The 15,773-nt window shown below is 49.0% G+C and carries 13 protein-coding genes and 1 pseudogene; 5 read left to right on the top strand and 9 right to left on the bottom strand.

Annotated elements, in window-relative coordinates; translation table 11 throughout:
- Nucleotides 1-23: 23 nt before the first annotated feature.
- The 8 genes from SH573x_RS15525 to SH573x_RS15490 form a co-directional block, all read right to left on the bottom strand.
- Nucleotides 24-275 (bottom strand): hypothetical protein, encoded by a 252-nt coding sequence (locus SH573x_RS15525; protein ID WP_479356483.1) that lies wholly within the window; start codon nucleotides 273-275, stop codon nucleotides 24-26.
- Between the two features lie 127 nt (nucleotides 276-402).
- Nucleotides 403-777: a hypothetical protein gene (locus SH573x_RS15520; RefSeq protein WP_479356481.1), complete on the bottom strand. Its 375-nt coding sequence runs from the start codon at nucleotides 775-777 to the stop codon at nucleotides 403-405.
- A 245-nt stretch (nucleotides 778-1,022) separates the two neighbouring features.
- A complete protein-coding gene (locus SH573x_RS15515; protein WP_479356480.1) occupies nucleotides 1,023-3,407 on the bottom strand; it encodes a helicase HerA-like domain-containing protein in 2,385 nt (794 codons plus the stop codon).
- A gap of 13 nt (nucleotides 3,408-3,420) precedes the next feature.
- On the bottom strand, nucleotides 3,421-4,107 hold the full coding sequence (locus SH573x_RS15510; RefSeq protein ID WP_479356478.1) for a hypothetical protein: 687 nt from the start codon (nucleotides 4,105-4,107) through the stop codon (nucleotides 3,421-3,423).
- 3 nt (nucleotides 4,108-4,110) lie between these two features.
- Nucleotides 4,111-4,644, bottom strand: coding sequence for a hypothetical protein (locus SH573x_RS15505; RefSeq protein WP_479356476.1), 534 nt, complete (start codon nucleotides 4,642-4,644; stop codon nucleotides 4,111-4,113).
- A 76-nt stretch (nucleotides 4,645-4,720) separates the two neighbouring features.
- Nucleotides 4,721-5,395, bottom strand: a complete 675-nt coding sequence (locus SH573x_RS15500; RefSeq protein WP_479356474.1) for a hypothetical protein — start codon at nucleotides 5,393-5,395, stop codon at nucleotides 4,721-4,723.
- Between the two features lie 15 nt (nucleotides 5,396-5,410).
- On the bottom strand, nucleotides 5,411-7,525 hold the full coding sequence (locus tag SH573x_RS15495; protein ID WP_479356472.1) for an Hsp70 family protein: 2,115 nt from the start codon (nucleotides 7,523-7,525) through the stop codon (nucleotides 5,411-5,413).
- 92 nt (nucleotides 7,526-7,617) lie between these two features.
- Nucleotides 7,618-7,986 carry a hypothetical protein gene (locus tag SH573x_RS15490; RefSeq protein WP_479356470.1) on the bottom strand — a complete coding sequence of 123 codons (369 nt, stop codon included), beginning with the start codon at nucleotides 7,984-7,986 and terminating at the stop codon, nucleotides 7,618-7,620.
- An 856-nt stretch (nucleotides 7,987-8,842) separates the two neighbouring features.
- Between SH573x_RS15490 and SH573x_RS15485 the strand changes: the two genes are divergently transcribed.
- Entirely contained in the window at nucleotides 8,843-9,859 is a 1,017-nt protein-coding gene (locus SH573x_RS15485; protein WP_479356469.1) for a tyrosine-type recombinase/integrase, read from the top strand.
- 603 nt (nucleotides 9,860-10,462) lie between these two features.
- Here the strand turns inward: SH573x_RS15485 and SH573x_RS15480 are convergent.
- Nucleotides 10,463-10,795, bottom strand: coding sequence for a helix-turn-helix domain-containing protein (locus SH573x_RS15480; protein ID WP_479356467.1), 333 nt, complete (start codon nucleotides 10,793-10,795; stop codon nucleotides 10,463-10,465).
- 140 nt (nucleotides 10,796-10,935) lie between these two features.
- Between SH573x_RS15480 and SH573x_RS15475 the strand changes: the two are divergent.
- The 4 genes and pseudogenes from SH573x_RS15475 to SH573x_RS15460 form a co-directional block, all read left to right on the top strand.
- A pseudogene (locus tag SH573x_RS15475) lies at nucleotides 10,936-11,208 on the top strand (S16 family serine protease); the annotation flags it as partial.
- Nucleotides 11,209-11,273: 65 nt separating this feature from the next.
- The gene (locus SH573x_RS15470; protein ID WP_479356466.1) at nucleotides 11,274-13,148 is read left to right on the top strand and encodes an AAA family ATPase; all 1,875 of its coding nucleotides are present in this window, start codon (nucleotides 11,274-11,276) and stop codon (nucleotides 13,146-13,148) included.
- Entirely contained in the window at nucleotides 13,135-14,151 is a 1,017-nt protein-coding gene (locus SH573x_RS15465) for an ATP-binding protein (protein WP_479356464.1), read from the top strand. Before SH573x_RS15470 ends, SH573x_RS15465 begins: the two co-directional genes overlap by 14 nt.
- Nucleotides 14,148-15,716, top strand: coding sequence for a hypothetical protein (locus SH573x_RS15460; RefSeq protein WP_479356463.1), 1,569 nt, complete (start codon nucleotides 14,148-14,150; stop codon nucleotides 15,714-15,716). The genes SH573x_RS15465 and SH573x_RS15460 overlap by 4 nt, the downstream gene beginning before the upstream one ends.
- Nucleotides 15,717-15,773 lie beyond the last annotated feature (57 nt).

The raw sequence follows: 15,773 nt of genomic DNA, 5'->3' as shown, positions 1-15,773 counted from the left end.
AGTTTTCTGCTCTTTGCCAAAGGCTATTCCTGATTGTTCTTGCGATTTGCGTCACCGTTGACGATGCACCAACCAAAAGCCATATCAGCCGCCTTCGAAACAAACAGAAGATCATCCCGCCGAAACGAAGTTGTCTCCTTATATGCTTCGTCGTCTTTGTATTTGCGGTATATCTTGACAGTGAACCAAGACCCACCTTTGTCTGATTCGTTCTTCCAAATCGCTGCATGGATTCCATTTCCTACAGAAATTTTTTTCACTGGTTCATTTGCCATGTTTCCTCCTTGTGCGACTTGCGCACCTTGCTCGTCGTTCGCTTGCAGGCCTTCCTGCTCTGTTCACGACGAATTACTTTCATAAAGGAGCAGCTAGAGCCAAAGAAATGGGGCTCTAGCTGCTTTACTACTCTTCCATAGCTACTACCGCTGTATTCATCGAATTCGTCCAGTTGGACACAACGATGAATCGTAAGTAGTCGCGAGGACACCATCGTGAGAAAATACAGCCGACATAGGTCTCCTGACCCCGGCTGACCTTCTCGAGCCTGCGCACGTTTTCGAAGTTGTTTTGAATTTCGTAAAGCTCGAGCTTTCCAAATACTCCGCAACTGTGCAGTTCAAGTGCTCGCAGCAGGATACCGGAGGGAATGGCTTCCCAAGTTCCTGGCTCGAACACCACCTTTCCTAGCTTGAACAATGGCCCACCTGCAAAAACGCTATGCGGCAATTGTTCCAAGTTTTGACATCGAATGTGAGTTGATAATGCTTGTAGGTCCATACTCCTCATTACTAGTGTTGTGTTGATAAACGCCTGGAAACCAGGCCGCGATAGGAATGCTCGAATGGCCACTCCTGAGCGTGGAGCCTCTTCAATTGCTTGCGGGCAATCGATTAGTGCGGACCGAGATCAGAGTCGCTTGTGTCGTTGCCGTTGCTGCGGCGAACAAGCGCGTAGAGGCCCTGGTATGGCTTACACACTTAGCGAACTGAAAAGGGAAACCAGTAAAACTATTTTTGAGTGAGCTAAGGATTTCGGGGACCGAGAGTCCCGCTACCAATCACGCGACGCTGCGTTCGCCCCACCATAGGGACAGAAAGCGGTAACGGGACTGATTTCGCGATTGGTGCGGCTGAGACCGATGCTGTTGGGAGCGAAGTCGTCTGAGCCGCTTGTCCAACGATAACTGATTGAGCTGATTGGGCAGGCCAGGCAGTGGAGCAGCGCCGCAGGTACTCGGTGCGCGTCAAATGAAAATCGGCTTGTGCAACGAACGGAATGCCGTTGTATTGAGCGTAGCCATCATTGTTGGTTATCCTAACGATGAACTGGCCGCGCTCACTGGATACCCTCGATATCGTTGTCGCATCATATCTATCCACCAATACCTCTTGCTTGCTGACGCGCCGGTTACCTTGCGCGTCAAACGCTTCTGCGTAAAGATGATCGATGTACTTACCACCCAGCCGTTGGATTTGATCAATCGCATCGCGTCCAGATGCATTTAGCCACATCTGAATGGCCGTATTGCCCTCGACAGTCGGGACAAAGTTGTTTTTGGCCGTCTTTAAATCGTCGACCGTTTGATTTAGAAGTAACACGGTGATACCCAGAGATCTTGCTTGCCTAAGCGCCAACTGCAACACTCCAGGCGCAACCATCTGCTGAAACTCATCAATTACGAGTAACAGATTGCGTTTGCGAAGTTTCGCAGAGGTTGCGGCCGCTAGGATTGTTCCCAATACCACTCGACTGATCTCGGATGCTGCGATTGGCGAAATAAGGGGATTGAGGCCCCAATACGCCATCCCTTGCTTGACAAATAATTCGCCAATGTCCAAGGCTGCGTTGCGGGAAGTTTGCGAATGATGCGATGTGGGATTGAACATGTCCACCGCTTTCAATCTCCGGATAATCAGAGCTGCTTGCTCACCATCTTTTTTGACGCTCTTGCTTAAATCATGGGGAAGGGCCTGTGCTAACTCGTAGGAAATACGATCGTGCAGCTCCTGATAGCCCGCGATATTAGGGTACTTACTATTTACATAGTCTAGGACCGCGTAGGTTGCGTCGTTGAACCAGGACTCCCCATAGTCGCGACTGAAGCCAATTCCCATTGCCGAAAGATGAACATTAGTTTTCTCTGCAGGAGCCAAAAGCTTCCAGAAATTATGCTCAAAAGGAGAACAGAATTGGGTCGCCCAACCACTTCGATTTGTGAAGTACCAGGTTGGGATAGTTGTCCCCGCAACTCTTGTAGATCCGGCAACCTTTGTCGTTGACCCCGCAACTATTGTAGATGACGCTAACAGGGTATAGTAAAGCTCAAACGAATCCGCCTTCAGATCCATGCAAGCAACGCTATAGCCGCGATGGATGTACTGTTCGAGTAAGCACATCAGCATCGCCGTTTTACCTGAGCCAGTTGCACCAGCAATCCAGGAATGAGAATTTGCAGTTTTGAGTGTCGCTAGTACTGGTGACGAATCGGCTACAACTTGACCGAGCAAAAGGCTATCGCGCTCGATAGTGTTTGTTGAATTCGAAACGTCGTTCTGATAGTCGGCCCAATAATTCTCAAGGCTGGCAGATCTTGCTAGTCCTCCTGCTTTTCCCAGAATTGGAAAGCACCATATGAATAGACCTAATCCTGGGATGAGGATTGGTGTGCAATGAGCAAATACAATACCCAGTAGCAGTTCGATGGGTCCAAGGTTGCTGATCTGAGCCAACTGCAACAAAATGAAGTGCGGCAACGTGATTGTAATGAGCGTTACCAGCGCAGCCGAGCTGATCAGTCGCACCCAATGGTATCCGGCAGGGCTTTGAAAAATCCCTGGGAGGCGATGGTCATCAATGTTGTATTCGAACCAGCATTCGATGGAATTCCAAAAATCTGCGATCTTAGGTATGGGGGGCACATTAACTGGTATGGCACCAGATCGGCGGAAATTTGCTGCCACCGACACCGGAATCGGTGCTGTTAGACAATACTCCATATAGTGTTTGCGGAAAGCAGGGATCAGCCACGTAAAGAGTCCGGCAGCCATAAGAATTGCGACGAGCGTGGGGGAGCTTTGCCAGAAAAAAGCAACAACAAAACAACCCAAAAAAGTCCAATGAACACGCTTGAAAGATGCAAGCAACTGAATCACCATCGCAATTGCGAACATGACAACGAACGGCAGGTACCCATGCAGCGGTGATACGGATGTTGAGCCAAAGAATATTGCAAGCAGCTTCGTGGCTAGCGGAAGCAGAGCAATTCCGACCAAAGTCGCTACGGCGTACCAAGCGTAGCCTCGACGATGGTTGCTCTTCACTCGCCAATTACGAGACAATGGCTCCGCTGGTAATTTGCTCGGATCGACAGGATTGCCGAACTCGGTTCGTGGACCTATCAATGACACAATCGCACCTCGTCTAAAGTAAATTGCAAAGGTCTGGGTAATCGAGTACGAAAAAACTTGGATACCAGGGGTTCTCAGTAAAAGCTGCAACCAAGCTATCACGGCGTTCAGCAGTAGTTGTGACCGTCACCAGCATGAATTGATCGTCATCGATCAATTTCGCAAACTCCTGACAGTCCCGAAGCGAGTGAACCTGCCGTAAATGTTTGCGAATAACTTGCTCAGGAAACTCCGACATTTCGACATGGACCATTGCCAAGCGTTTTACAGCACCCTCCATTACCCAGCAGAATGGATGGCCAAGAAAGGGCTTAGGAAACCACGGATATTGACTGATGATCTCGGCCGGTAGTAGCCTTCGACGTACGACATCACCCAGACAGCAGAACGCAAGCGTGCCTAGGTCGATGGGCAATACCTGTTCGCCGCGTGGCATCGCCTTGCTTCGCGGTGCACCAAAGTGTCGTACACTCCGCATTCCGAGTGTGTAATAAAAAGTTCGGTGCGCAAGCCGATGTCGCGCCAGGTAACCTGCATTGACCAATCGCGTGGTAACTTGACTGACTGCGTTGATAGACTTGGTGGGCATAAAAAGCCGGTGCAGCACAGGCGGAGTAGTGGCATTCATGCGATAGGTATGGCGCAAAAAGTCGTTGTCGCGACTGATTGGCAATGTGGGATTAAAGGTCTCAACTAACATGGGCTACATAATCCAGTAGGGTTTTTGTTTTAATGCTTCGTGTAACGCTTCGAAGCGAGACTTGGGATAAGTTCCGGCGAACTCGACTGCGATGATTACTTCTCCACTGCGAGGATGTACAAAATGCGCATCTTCGACTTTTTCACCAAAACCTCGTTCATTGGAAAACAGGCTTTCTCCAATCCAGCACCGCTGCGTAAACAGCGGCCAGCGGCGAACAGCAAATAGAAAGGCCTCAGTCACTCCTAAATCGTGAGTAGATTGAGAGCGTTTCAGTCTCACACTGCGGCAGTTGGTAAACTGTGCATGCGTTAAATTGGTTGCTATAAAAGCTGTGCTTATCACTGGTGGAGTTTCCCGAAATCGTCGCTTTGCGATGTAAGAAAGTTTTCCAAAATTCGGGGTTGCCTGTCCTGGTGACCAACAACACAGCGGCTTCTCAATTGGAGGTAACCTTCTGGCCAGAACCCGGGTTTCTACGAGAAACCCGGAGTTTGTCAGCATCTTGAGTGAACGTAATGCATTGGTTGTTGGCACGTCCCACCAACTAGCAAGTTGGTGGGGTGTAATGAGTCGAATCGACTGCGACATCGCCCGTAAGAGATGCCAGTTCCTAGTGCTGAAGATCACGGTGACTGACTTCATTCGGCACTGTGGAAATCGAAGTAGGACGAGCTGGCGTCGGCTCTCGTGCAAAGACAATGACATCTGCTGTACGAAATTGAAGGACGTTGTTTGCGTCCAGCCAACTCATGTACGGCGTAATCGCTTCCGCAACGGTATCCACGTCTTGCGAAGCAGTTGCTCGCCGTTTTCCAATGACTCTATGGAGATCGGGATCAATGGCTGTACCCGCATGAATCTCTACCAATTGCACGCTCAACGCTTCGAGATCCTGGCGATGGTATACCAGATAGCGATTGAGAATCTTGGTTAAGATCCTGGCAACTTCTTCATGCTCTCGCACTAACGATCGCAGTTGTTGCTGGTCTCGAATAACGTCCAAGTACCTACGAATTGCTAGACTGATTGCTGCATCGCACCGTTCGCGGCTTAGCAACAGCGCCCGACACAATTCGTTGTAGTCCCTCGGCTCTTCAGAATGCGTTAGGCCCAACGTCGACTTGCTCTGCAACAAGCGATCGACTAGCTCCAGTAGCAAGCCATTGCGATCATCGCGAATCTTTCGCACATCGCCTTGTAACGAGCTCGCGAACTGGAAGAGCTCTTCCACTCGCGTTTCCAAGTCAGCAAGCGTTGCCTTTTTTACAACAGAAGATTTCAACATTTGATTCACCCTTTTCTAGTTGATAAACAATTCAATGATCGAATCGAAGAGAGCCGGTATGCGGCTTGGATCATCAGTAAAGAAGTAATGTTCTTGAGTCGTCGCGAGTCGGGTTAGGTAACCTTCATCAACGCCTTTACCGATACCGAAGCAGATGAGTTCGGTATCCGCTTTCAGATCTTGAGCGGCTTGCTCGGCAGAAACACCGTGATCTGGGAATCCATCAGTTACCAAGATTGCGAGCTTGTGAGCATTAGTCGTTTCTGCACGTAGTACTTGTGCCGCCGTTGAAATTGCTTCGGTTAGCGGTGTTCCATTGCCCACTTTCAGATTTTCTACCGTAGTGAGAATGTCGGCCTGAAGCATTCCAAATGGACAAAGCAATCCCGTTTGTGATCCGAAAACGACGATCGCCAAACGGACCTCTGTGTCTACAGTTTGCAGAACTACGTTTTCAATCGCTTTACGAGCATTCGCTATCTTAGAGCCGCCCATGCTCGACGAGATGTCGAGTAAGACGACCAAATTAATCTCTTGCTTCTCCGGGACAGTCGCGGAATCTTGGCTGGATTCGAGCCTCCCCGATACGCCCTCAATTGTTGGGTCCTGGAAACAAACCTGGTAATGTGTTGAACCAGCGCTAATGGAGAAGCCGACTCGTACTTCATGCTCGCCAGGAGGTACCGTCAGTTCATGTACCACTTCCTGAAGTCGATTTACCTCTGAGTCATCTAGTAGCGAAGCAATGCCTAGTTCAGGTTTGGGTACGTGTACTGCCGCTCTCGCTTCAACGAATTGAAGTCGCAGTTTCGTCTTGGAGCCTTTGGCCACAAGCCTCTGGCCTGTGTCTTGATAAATCTCTCCAGTTGATTTGATGATCGTATTCGTCGGCACAAGCATCTTGTTGGTGTACTGCTTAGTTCCGTTCACCGACGCTACCATACGAAGTCCAAGTCCGCGACCGATGTGCGCGTCTGCTGAATCCTTCGTATAACACGAGATTGCAGCACCACTCGCCACGACATGAGATGCACTGCTGGAAACAAGAATCTCGTTGACTCGCTTGCCAGTAACATCTGCAGTGTGCTGCAGCGCTCCTCGCGCCATGGCTGAGCCTCCGGCCAGTGCGACATGCTGGAGATCACTGAACGCAAGCTTTGAATCACTGAGCATTCCCGCTATCGCTTTCCGGTACGACTCCCACAGTGTGGCGGTCAGTTGGTCGTAGACAGTAGCCGTTAACACCAACTCCTCTGGCCCAGTGGGACCAGAGATGAAAACAGATGCGCTTTCACAAGTCGAAATTTGCTGTTTCGCATCCGCCGCAGCTTGCCAAAGTTCAATCGCGACTCGACGTTTTTTCTCCGTGTTCAACGATGGATGCGCTAGGTTCAGCCCGCGCGTTGGATCAAAACAATCCTCTATTTTGAGCTTTAGCAATTGGACGAAGTATTTGAAGATCTCCCCGGTGATGTTGTCGCCGCCAAGTAGACCGTCCCCTGTCGCGCCAACCACCGTATTGAGAAGCCCCTGCTTCCATTGATGGACAGTACAATCGGTGGTACCACCTCCCATATCGATAATGCCGATCAAGTCGTTCTGACTGACACGGTGCTGCTTTTCTTCGAGCAATCGATAGGCGGCTGCGGCCGGCTCCGGAATGAAAGCATCGATTTCAATTCCAGCCAATTTGCCAGCTTCACGAATACCATCGGTCTGATGTACGCCCCACGAAGCAGGATGGGTAACCCCAATTACCAGACCATCACGTGGCCTTTGCCCCGAGAGATAGAGCTCAATTTCTGGATCAGACTTGCATACAACTTGAATAATCTCTCGAATCAATATGGACGTCAGTTCAACCGCAGAGTGCCCTCCGTAGACTTGACTGTACGCATCGTCGTACATCCGCCGCTTGAAATGCGCGTACAAAAATTCAGGATGCTTGTACGCCGCTCGAATCGCTTTCTGGCCGACTAAAGGCGCCTCGCCATCAGGCCAGTAGACGACACTAGCCAACTGAGCCCCTTCTCCCGGAAAACTGAACTCCGTAATCCGACCGTTGGACTTTATTGAAGCGGTGCTATTCGTTGTTCCTAAATCAATTCCCAATGCAATAGTGCTAGACATGTTATTGAACTTTCAGGTTAGAATATGTACGTAGGCCCCCAACCCGGAAATCGGGTACGTTAAATCTTGGGGCCATCAAAAAGAGAGAGGTGTTAGCTCAGCGACTTACGGCCGCGTGGCTTTCGAACGGGTTGACCGTTGAGCAAATCTTCGAGCGATGCATCATCGTCGGTGGTGGATTTACTGGACGAATCATCGATGTAGTGATCCGACAACAGCTCATTGACGAAGCTCACCCCTTGGCTTCCGCCCCTCCATCCACCAGTATCAAGCTCGTCTTCTAAGAACGATGCGGCAAAAGATGCACCGGAGTCGCGATAATGCTTTGCGCGAACTTCCATATCGGCCTGTATCGAAGCAATCTCAAGCGCTTGTTGCGCCTCAAATCGCCGGAACATGCCGGAGACAATCACCCCGGCAAGCCGGTTCTGAATTGCCAAAAGAAAATTGGAGAAGTTCATGAAGTGTTCCTTTCGAAATGAAAAAGGAACGCTCGACTTGCTGAGCTTCTGCACGTAAAATCGAGTTTGAAGAGTTCGTCTCGATTCCGTGCGCCCACAATTTGAGCGTTTCGGAAAGTGATGAAACAAAGAGGCTCGTCGGCGTCTGATACACGCTGGCGGGCTTTTTTCGTTTCGCAGAAAATGCCGATTGGAAAACGAGTCCATCAGCTAAACGACGGTTGAAGCGATCTCGCAATGTAGAAGTTGCCGAACGGCGGCTTCGGTCGTACTGTGAATGCGAGAATCGAGAATTCATTGCAATTAGCTCTGCCATCAAGGCACGAAAAAACGACGTTCAAGTGAAGTACCAAGGGATACCGTACGTGACGTCGTCAAATGCAATGAACTATATTTTTGGGCGGCCAAGCCTCGTGCGATTTTACCCGCACAATCAAAATCATAAGCGCCCATGGACCTAAGTCAACAACTTTTCAAAAGAATTTCTATAATCCTCCGCGAAGCCTTTTTCATCTGAGACCTCATCTGAGATCAAGGCGTTGCGAGCTCATCGATTCGCTGATTTGTCAACCGAGAACTTGCTCGACAATTGCAGCTGCCGAATTCCGCTAGTGCATTTGTTAGTCAATCCCAGGGATTCATCGATAAGGCAATGACGCTCATCAACTATCCAACTTGCTGTTGAGCTTTGCGATCATGTTCAATCGACGTGAAACCGAAGGCGAACTTCAGTGCTGGACAAAGGACGTTATTCAGCGTTACGGTAGAGTCAGATAAAAACTCACCGGATCGACTTTCGGATGAGCCGTATGCGTGAATCAGATGCAGCGGACCAATGAGCTTAGATGAGTGCGCGATGAAAGATGTGATAAGGCATAGAGCAGCCTGTCCTGCCAACGACGAATTACCGACTAATCTACAGTCGATTGCGGAAACCTCCGAAAGCAGCGGTACCTTGCCATCAATTGTCGCATATGCTGGCGCCGCCGCTCAGTTCGCTTGGGATGAATTCATTTACGGAAAGATTCGCAACGCCCATACTCGCGTTGCGTATGAGCGTGCAATTCGACAGTTCATGAGCCATTGCGAAGCACGGAACATGCAGTTGCACCAAATCACTCCTCGCGATGTTGGCAACTATCTGGACAGTCGAACTTACGCTGTTTCGACTAAGAAGCTGATCCTGTCCGCACTGCGACACTTCTTTGACGCATTGGTAACTAGACACGTGATCATACTCAATCCGGCTGCAACGGTTCGAGGCGAGCGTCTGCAGGTCGTTGAAGGTAAGACTCCCGAGATTTCAATCGAGCAAGCGCGATTGCTTTTGCGAAGCATCGATGCATCCCATGCGGTTGGACTTCGCGACCGAGCCGTCATTGGCATACTGATTTATACAGCTGCTCGGGTGGGCGCTGTTGCAAGGCTGCGATGCGTTGACTTTTACAAAATTGGTGAGCAGCACTGTCTGCGATTCCATGAGAAAGGTGGCAAATCGCGTGAAATCCCCGTACGCCAAGACTTGCAGCAAATGATTCAAGAGTACCTGCAATCTGCAAAGCTGACATCTGCTGAAAAGGCGGTACCGCTATTCCAAACTACTCTGCGTAGAAGCCGAATGCTGACTGGCAATGCGCTAACGAGCGATGATATCGGACGAATGCTCAAGCGACGGCTATATGACGTTGGGTTATCGCAACGGCTTTCGCCACACTCGTTTCGAGTTACTACCATCACCGACTTGCTCAGCCAAGGCGTTCCGCTTGAAGATGTGCAAAACCTGGCCGGACACGCAGATCCAAGGACAACCAGACTCTATGACCGAAGGCAGCGTAAAGTAACCCGCAATATCGTCGAGCGTATTTCAATTTGAGATTGGATTTTCTGGAGGCATGGCTCGCATCAAAGTGATGGGCAGCAACAATCGTCTGAGCAACATCTCTGACCTCCCATCCGCCAAAACTAGCTGCGTACCAATTGGAAGCGGAGTTATTCGCAAGATGGTTGCTGAGTATGAGTTTGGCAGAAATATAGATCATTGGGAGGCGACCAATTGAATGCCGGGTCGCAGCGGCAAAACCTTGACTAGCGCAGCTAGTTGCAACTGTTCAAAGAAAAGGAAGCGGCGCGACGTCGGCCAAAAATGGCTCGTCGCGCCGCCCCAGTACGTCACTCCGACGCTTCGGCAAGAGTATCCCTAGCAAGTTGCGTCCCCGCAGAGCCTGCGTCCGTTTCCTCTCGCTATATGATAGTGCCAGAACAAACTAAATAAGTCACGACACATTGAAATCGATTGGTAGGACTTAGCGTCGGCATCCAGAATGCCACGGACCTAATATTCATTGTTGTCATACGTCCCTTCACCAAATCATCTTGAATAGAAATCTTTGAAGGTTTTTTTCAGCCGTGACCATAGGTGTCACGTGCTCCATCGAAAACGTACTCCGAATTCTTGTTGGAATGCCTTTACAGTAACTTACGAGTCTTGCTTCAGGAGTCCTGCATGAAGAACATCGATCGCAGAGTCATCCAGTTCGGCAATCGCACGGAAAAATTCGGGCCTTTGCCGAATTCGCTGACGAATGAAATCGGGAACTTTATCGGCAAGCAAAAGAAGCTCGCTTTCATCGCCGTCAAGAACACGCGCGAGCTTGTGAATGAACTTCTCGCTGGGAAAGTCGCCAAAGTGTAGCTTTTCGTTCTCGACCTTTGAAATGTAGGTAAAGCTGACGCCGAGCAACGTCGCAAGTTGCCTTTGAGTAAGACTCTTGCTTTTCCGAAGCGATTTGACTCTTGCACCGAAATGCATGTGCCTGTTGTCCACAACTGAGGGACCGGTGATTGAAAAAATGACTTCCTTATCCTAGACTGTGTGAACTTTTTGGTCAACAAACCTTGCTCTAGTCCGCAAAACAATCCTTTTCGCAGAAAGTAAGATGCCCATCTGCTGGAATCACAATCGTAACGGGAATCGTTTCTGCGTTAACTGGCCGACCGGTGCGAAATAACATTGCCATGACTGGCGAGATAACGATCATGGGCAAGGTACTGGCCATCGGTGGCGTGCTCCCCAAACTCCAAGCGCCGATCGACGCAAGATGCAAAGAAGTGATCATGCCGAGGGAAAACGAACGAGACGTCCAAATGACCCCAGACTACGTAAAGTACAAAATCCAGTCCACTTCGTCTCGCCTATCGACGAAGTACTTTGGGCAGCACTAACAGGGGTAGATTTCAAACACATGACTAATAATCCGCAACCAATGCAAAAAAAGTTGAGTTGAGCCGTGACAGATTGGGTACTGAAGAAAATAGAGTTGTCTGGTGGATTTCTTGCAGGCTTGGAATTAGAACTCCATGATGGATTAACTTGTATCATAGGTCCACGTGGAAGTGGAAAGTCAACCTTGGCCGAAGCAATTCGCTTTGGGCTCTTGGGGGCAGTGAACGCAGGGAAGCAAAGAACCGACCTACTTCAAGCCAATATCCGTGGCTCTATGTTGACGGTCCATGCAACCAAAGGGCTGGATCAATTCATCCTTCGTCGACAGTATCCCCAAGCAGCAACGATAACCAATTTGCACGGCAAGCCTTTGTTAGACGTTGATGCTGATCGAGGCACATTCCTTCCGCTGGACGCATATGGCAGCTCAGATATTGAGCTAATTGCTGATGAGACTTTAGGTGAGCGAAGGCGATCGCTACTTGACGACCTGATTGAGAGTGAGCTCCGGGAAATACAGCTAGAGCTGAATGATCTGAGGCGAAGTCTTGAAGCAAATGCCGATCAGCAGAAGTCAGTACTCAGGGAACTGGCCGAGCATATCGAGCAAATTGAGGAAATTGGAGACGCAAGAGGAAGACTTGCAGAATTGCCAAAACTGGATCCGAGTGAAGAAACCGGCGCGTTGCTACAAGTTGGAAGTCAACAACAGTTCAATTCGAGGGAGACGCGAGCACTTACGAAATCTACCGACTTAGTACGGGAGTTTGAAAGGTCGGCAAAGTTATCAGTGGAAAGACTATCCCAACAAATATTGGAAGTCGAAATTCCAGATCAATCAAAAAACGACAAACTCACGAGTGGAGTTCCCTCGTTGCTCAGTGGCCTTCAAGAGACAGCCAAAAAGCAGCTTTCTGCCCTACTCAGCGAAATCGACGAAACGTTGAGTGGTTTGCAAGCGATTTCGTTGAAGTTGATTGACTCGCACGCTGCACAGCAAGTGGAATACAACCAACTTCAAGCGAAGCACCAACTTGCAAGTGAAGCTGTACGAGAACGAACGACCCGGGAACAATCTGTTTTGCAACTATCGCAGCTTGAAGTCGCACGTAAAGGGCTCGATGGTAAGGTTGTAGATCTTCAGGGGAAAAGAGATCTATTAAAGGCCGAGTTTTTGCTGAAGCGGGAACAAGTGTCGCGTTCGCGATCCGAAGTCGCAAAGACACTTCAATCGCTAGCTGGTGAAAAGGTTCGCGTTCGCGTACTTCAAAACGCTGATGACCTGAATTATCGCCAATTATTGACAGAAGGACTACGCGGCGCGGGAGTTCGCAATCATGAGGACATACTTTCCCAACTGATGCATATGCGACCCGAACACTTGAGTCAGTTGGTTCGTCAAAACGACTTTGCAGAGTTTGATGGTCACACTTCCTTAGGAATTGAGAGATCAGGGAAAATCATCGATGCATTCCGCCGAAATCTCGACATGTTCGAACTGGAATTAACGGCAATCGACGATCAGGTAAAACTTGAGTTAAACGTTAGTACCACAAAGGAGGAGTTGTTTAAGGACGCAGCTGAGCTTTCCAAAGGTCAAAAGTGTACAGCCATATTACCTCTCTTGCTCGCTAGACGATCAACTCCCTTAATAATCGATCAGCCCGAGGACAACCTGGACAATCATTTCATCTACGAAACAGTCGTTGATGCAATTAGTCGGCTTAAACAAAGACGGCAAATGTTTTTCATCACGCACAACGCAAATATTCCAGTTCTGGGGGGGGCAGATTTGGTTGTCGTGATGAACTCCGATGGAAAGAGGGGTTTTATTGAAAAGACGGGAACGCTCGATGAATGCAGAGCTGAAATCATTGACTTACTCGAAGGCGGCGAAGAAGCGTTTGAACTGAGAAGGAAAAGGTATGCAGGCGAGTAACGATTTTGACGAGATCTACGCAGAATTGAAGCAACTTGTAATTGCGGACCCAAGGGCGGCTCGAATTCGTTTCACAGAGCTTTGGATCTCGAAAAAGGATCTACTGATGAAACTTTTGGACCAACTAGGCAATCCAGGCGAAGGTCGCTTGAGACATTTTGTTGCAAACTTTGCCAGGTCAATTGATGATCGAAGTACGATTGAACCGCATTTGGTCCGTTGGCTCGAAACAGAGACTGATGAGTTTGCGCGACGTTCAATACAACAAGTTTTGGAAGCTCGATTGCAAACCGTACGTCCGGCTATAAATCAGCAATTGGTTCCGAAGCAGCTGGTTGATGTCTACAGATATGTCTCGGAAAGAATGCGTCATGAGTTGCAGAATGCACTGTTGGGACCAAAGACTCGAATCTTGCAAATTCGGTCGCTTTTGGACGGAGTGGAAGAGGGGCTCACTCGCTCAGAGCTTGAAGCTCTCGTACTAAAACTTCGAGATGAATTCCATTCGCTCGGTAGAATGGCGGAATCCGAGCCAGATGATGTTTTCTTTCAAGTCCGTCCCGTTGCATTAAGGGAATGGCTGCATAGGATGAACATGGAGTATTCAGGCCGATTCAATAGAGTCGAACTAGAGTTCAATGCGAACCCTCAATGCCTGGAAACTAAGGTGATGGCGAGTGATTATTTGTTACGTTTGATTTTCTGGAATCTCTGGATCAATGCGCACCAAGCGGTAGGCGATCCATGCGAAGTACGAATTAGCCTCGATCACGTCGATGATCGATTTCTAAAAGTAACGATAACCGACAACGGTGCTGGATTCGAGTCGGGAATGCGAGAAATCGCGTTTGAAGACCGCTTCTCCAAAAATGGCCCCCATCGTGGACGTGGACTTCTCGAAATACAAGACGCGATCCTTCAGCTGCGCGGCAACGCAATGCTTGCGGAAGTAAACCAAGGGGAACTGAGAGTCCAACTGACGTTCATGCGTGCCCAAAAATGAGTTATCCATTCGAGATCCAGCCACTTGTGATCGAAGATGAGCAAACGGCAAAGGAACACTATGAAGCAGCATTCGAATTGCTCAAGTCGAAATACTCGATAGCTCCGCCAATATGGGCATTCTCATACGACGATGGATTGGCTGCAGCAACCTGCGAACGTATCTACCACTTGGCAATTGTCGATTTGCGACTGCCAGAGACTCACGGCAGGCCACATTCGGATAACCTTGAATTTGGTTTAGCACTTGTTAGATCCCTCGCGAATCGCAACTCGTTTCCAATTCCAGCCTTACTGGTGATTTCTGGGCACCTTGGACTAGCAAAACAGATGGAGTTAGACGAACTCGTTCAAGCGTCATTTGCCTACGGGCGTGTACTTGCAAAATCCGACCATCTAGAGGAAGAAATTGAAAGTGCCTTATCGGCAGTTCAACGCTATAGCCGTATTGGAATCCATATTCGAGATTCTGGAGAAAAACTTTTCCCTTCGGTTACTCCTCGCGACGAAGAGTTGCTTCGTAGATGCGTACTCAAAAACGAGGAAGCAATCGGACTCGATCTGTCTTGGTGGGCTGCTAAAACGACCTTGGATAGCGGTTGGTCAAAAGTGTTGATGGGACGTTTCGCTTTTTCCGCAGGTCGAGGCCACTCACTCAACACTTTTTTCAAACTTGAGTCTTCCAAGAACGCTGTTTTCGTTTTTAAAAGCGCAAGTTTATGTGCGCAGAAACTGAAGCACATCAAGGTTGTTTACTCAGAAATCGCTGGCGACACAGGGCTTCTCGTTACTCAGGCGGCTGGAAGCGGAGATGTTGAAACGTATTCGTTTGAAAAGTTCGTTCGACGAAATACAGGGACAATTGAGCAACAACACTCGTTAATCGCAAAACAAATTGCTTACCAGATCGGCCTTTTAGGCGATCGCACCCCCGACCAAACTCTGGTACGAAATCTATTCTGGAAATATCACGATGTTGACAGGGTCAAGACGCAATGGCTGAAGTATGGCGGCCCGAAATTGCTCACGGAATTGCAAGACCAATTGGACTGTCCGATCAGTCGGTATTCGAAACTTCTAGTTTCGCAAGACATCGTCCGATTCAGCAAACAATCGGTTCTGCATGGTGATCTTAACTACACAAATGTTGCACTGGAAGATTCAAGTGAGGGGGTTAAAGCATTCGTTTTCGACGCTTATGGTTTCGGATCTGGGCCAAGCGTCTCTGACCTTGCAACGCTTGAAGTTTCCCTGTTGCTTCATCTTGAATCGGAAGAATCACTTGTAAGTGGACTACGAATTATTTTCGGGCAAGGTTGGGCGACGGATACATTGCCACCGTCAGCCACTGATATGCAACAAAATGTCCTTCGCCTAGTTCGGGAGATTAGAAATCAAGCCATTCAAACGGATACGTTACGTGTCTATGCGCTTTGCGTTTTCGACCAATGCCTAGTCCAGCTTGGCGGTTTGGCATTTCGGTCGTCATGCAACCGAATAAATTTCCCAAGCGATGCCGCGCAACTTTCCGCGTTAGCGGCAAAATGGCTTGATACTTCGGTGTGAACTGCGAATCCTCTTGAACCATGATTCGAGCTGTGACTTTTCCATTTAACAGATCGC

It is taken from the genome of Rania fehmarnensis (assembly GCF_056494185.1).
This window is presented reverse-complemented; position numbering and strand designations above follow the sequence as displayed.